We start from the raw sequence: 2,742 nt of genomic DNA on the forward strand, positions 1-2,742 counted from the left end.
GGGCCGAACCATGGCCCACCGGGCCCGCCCCGCCGCGGGGCGCACTCGCTGCCACCGCGTGGCACGCGTCGGGAGCGCTGTCGTCGGCAAGCCGGTGGGTGGGGCGCTCGCGCGCCGTAGGCTGTAGGGGTGCTGCTGCTCGCTTTGGATACCGCCACCCCCGCCGTCACCGTCGCCCTGCACGACGGCTCGCGCGCCATCGCCGCATCCCATCAGGTCGACGCCCGCCGCCACGGCGAACTGCTGCTGCCCGCCGTCGACCGGGTGCTGGCCGAGGCGGGGGTGGAGCTCGGCGCCGTGACGGGTTTCGTCGTCGGCGTCGGCCCCGGCCCGTACACCGGCCTGCGCGTCGGCCTGGCGACCGCCGCCGCGTTCGCCGCGGCCACCGGCGCCCCCGTGCACGGTCTGTGCACCCTCGACGGCATCGCGTACGCCGCGGGCCAGGCCGGCCTGGACGGCCCCTTCACCGTGGCGACCGACGCGCGCCGCAAGGAGGTGTACTGGGCGCGGTACGCCGACCCCCGCACCCGTCTCACCGAGCCCGCCGTCGACCGCCCGGCCGAGATCGCCGAGCGGGTCGCCGGGGTCCCGGCGGTGGGCGCGGGCGCGCTGCTGTACCGCGAGGCGTTCCCGGACGTCCCCGACGGCATGCCCGAGCACCAGTCCGCCGCCGCGCTCGCCGCCCTCGCGGCTGAAAAGCTCGCCGCGGGCGAGGAGTTCCCGCCCCCGCTCCCGCTCTACCTCCGCAGACCGGACGCCCAGGTTCCGGCGAACTACAAGGTGGTCACGCCCCAGTGACCACCGGGATCGCCGAGGCGGCCGACTCCGCGACACTGCGCGAGATGCGGTGGTGGGACATCGAGCCCGTACTGGAGCTGGAGCGCGAGCTCTTCCCCGACGACGCCTGGTCCCGCGGCCTGTTCTGGTCCGAACTCGCCCACGCCCGCGGCCCGAACGCCACCCGCCGCTACATCGTGGCGGAGCTGGGCGGCAAGGTCGTCGGCTACGGCGGCCTCGCCGCGGTCGACCGTACCGGCGACATCCAGACGATCGCCGCCGCCCGCGCGTACTGGGGTACGGGTCTGGGCGCCCGCCTCCTCGTCGAACTCCTCGCCGGAGCCGGCGAGTTCGACTGCCGCGAGGTGCTGCTGGAGGTGCGCGTGGACAACACCCGCGCCCAGCGCCTCTACGAGCGCTTCGGCTTCGAACCCATCGGCCTCCGGCCGAACTACTACCAGCCGGGCAACGTGGACGCGGTCGTGATGCGCCGCGCGGACTACCCGGAGTCCGCCGAATCCGCGGAAGACGGACCCACGGAAGACGCGCCCGCAGCAGACGAATCCGCAGCAGACGAACCGAATCCGCAGCAGACGAACAAGGAATGACCAACGATGGCTGACGAGCCGCTAGTCCTCGGCATCGAGACCTCCTGCGACGAGACCGGCGTCGGAATCGTCCGCGGCCACACGCTCCTCGCCGACGCCGTCGCCTCCAGCGTGGAGGAGCACGCCCGCTACGGCGGTGTCGTCCCCGAGGTTGCCAGCCGCGCGCACCTGGAGGCGATGGTCCCGACAATCCAGCGGGCCCTGAAGGACGCCGGCATCGCCGCGAGCGACCTCGACGGCATCGCCGTCACCGCGGGCCCCGGCCTCTCCGGCGCCCTGCTGGTCGGCGTGTCGGCGGCCAAGGCGTACGCGTACGCGCTGGGCAAGCCGCTGTACGGGGTCAACCACCTCGCCTCGCACATCTGCGTCGACCAGCTGGAGCACGGCGCGCTGCCCGAGCCGACGATGGCCCTGCTGGTCTCCGGCGGCCACTCCTCGCTGCTGCTCGCGCCCGACATCACCAGCGACGTACGGCCGTTGGGCTCGACCATCGACGACGCGGCGGGCGAGGCGTTCGACAAGGTCGCGCGCGTACTGAACCTCGGCTTCCCGGGCGGGCCCGTCATCGACCGGTGGGCGCGCGAGGGCGACCCCGGCGCGATCGCCTTCCCGCGCGGCCTGACCGGCCCCCGCGACCCGATCTACGACTTCTCCTTCTCGGGCCTGAAGACCGCTGTCGCCCGCTGGATCGAGGCCAAGCGGAACGCGGGCGAGGAGGTGCCGGTCGCCGACGTCTCCGCCTCCTTCCAGGAGGCGGTGGTCGACGTGCTGACCCGCAAGGCGGTGCGCGCCTGCAAGGACAACGGCGTCGACCACCTGATGATCGGCGGCGGTGTCGCGGCCAACTCCCGGCTGCGGGCGATGGCCGGGCGCCGCTGCGAGGACGCGGGCATCCGGCTGCGCGTCCCCCGCCCGAAGCTGTGCACCGACAACGGCGCGATGGTCGCCGCGCTCGGCGCGGAGATGGTGGCGCGCGGCCGCGCGGCCTCCTCCTGGGACCTGTCGGCCGACTCCTCGCTCCCGGTCACGCACACCCACGTCCCGGGCGAGCCCGGCCATGAACACGGCCATGGCCACGAGCACAGCCGTGAACACGCCCATGACCACGACCACTTCCACGAGCTGAGCAAGGAAAACCTCTACTCATGACGGTCGCCCTGATGTGGGAGGCGAAGGCGGCGGACGGACGCGGGAAGGACCTGCTGGCCTGGGCTCGCGCCCAGGACCTGCCACGCGCCCCCCTCCGCCGGGAGACGTTCTCGGCGCCGGAGGAGCGCGTCCTGGTCATCACCTGGTGGGACGCCCCTTACGCCGCGGATCTCCCCGAACTCCCGCCCCCGCCACCCGACTTGGCCGC

4 protein-coding genes are annotated in these 2,742 nt (G+C 73.9%); all 4 read left to right on the forward strand.

The genetic code is table 11. The features are described from left to right. Positions 1-129 precede the first annotated feature (129 nt). Complete coding sequence (gene tsaB, locus AOK16_RS13450; protein ID WP_055472503.1) at positions 130-798, forward strand: tRNA (adenosine(37)-N6)-threonylcarbamoyltransferase complex dimerization subunit type 1 TsaB; 669 nt, start codon at positions 130-132, stop codon at positions 796-798. A gap of 44 nt (positions 799-842) precedes the next feature. Continuing rightward, positions 843-1,385 (forward strand): ribosomal protein S18-alanine N-acetyltransferase, encoded by a 543-nt coding sequence (rimI, locus tag AOK16_RS13455; protein ID WP_079101343.1) that lies wholly within the window; start codon positions 843-845, stop codon positions 1,383-1,385. Positions 1,386-1,391: 6 nt separating this feature from the next. Beyond that, on the forward strand, positions 1,392-2,534 hold the full coding sequence (gene tsaD, locus AOK16_RS13460; protein ID WP_055472504.1) for a tRNA (adenosine(37)-N6)-threonylcarbamoyltransferase complex transferase subunit TsaD: 1,143 nt from the start codon (positions 1,392-1,394) through the stop codon (positions 2,532-2,534). After that, positions 2,531-2,742 (forward strand): hypothetical protein (locus tag AOK16_RS13465; RefSeq protein WP_055472505.1); only part of this gene is annotated, 212 nt, incomplete at its 3' end. The genes tsaD and AOK16_RS13465, both read left to right, overlap by 4 nt.

This window comes from Streptomyces pathocidini (assembly GCF_001418495.1).
Classification (GTDB): Bacteria; Actinomycetota; Actinomycetes; order Streptomycetales; family Streptomycetaceae; genus Streptomyces; species Streptomyces pathocidini.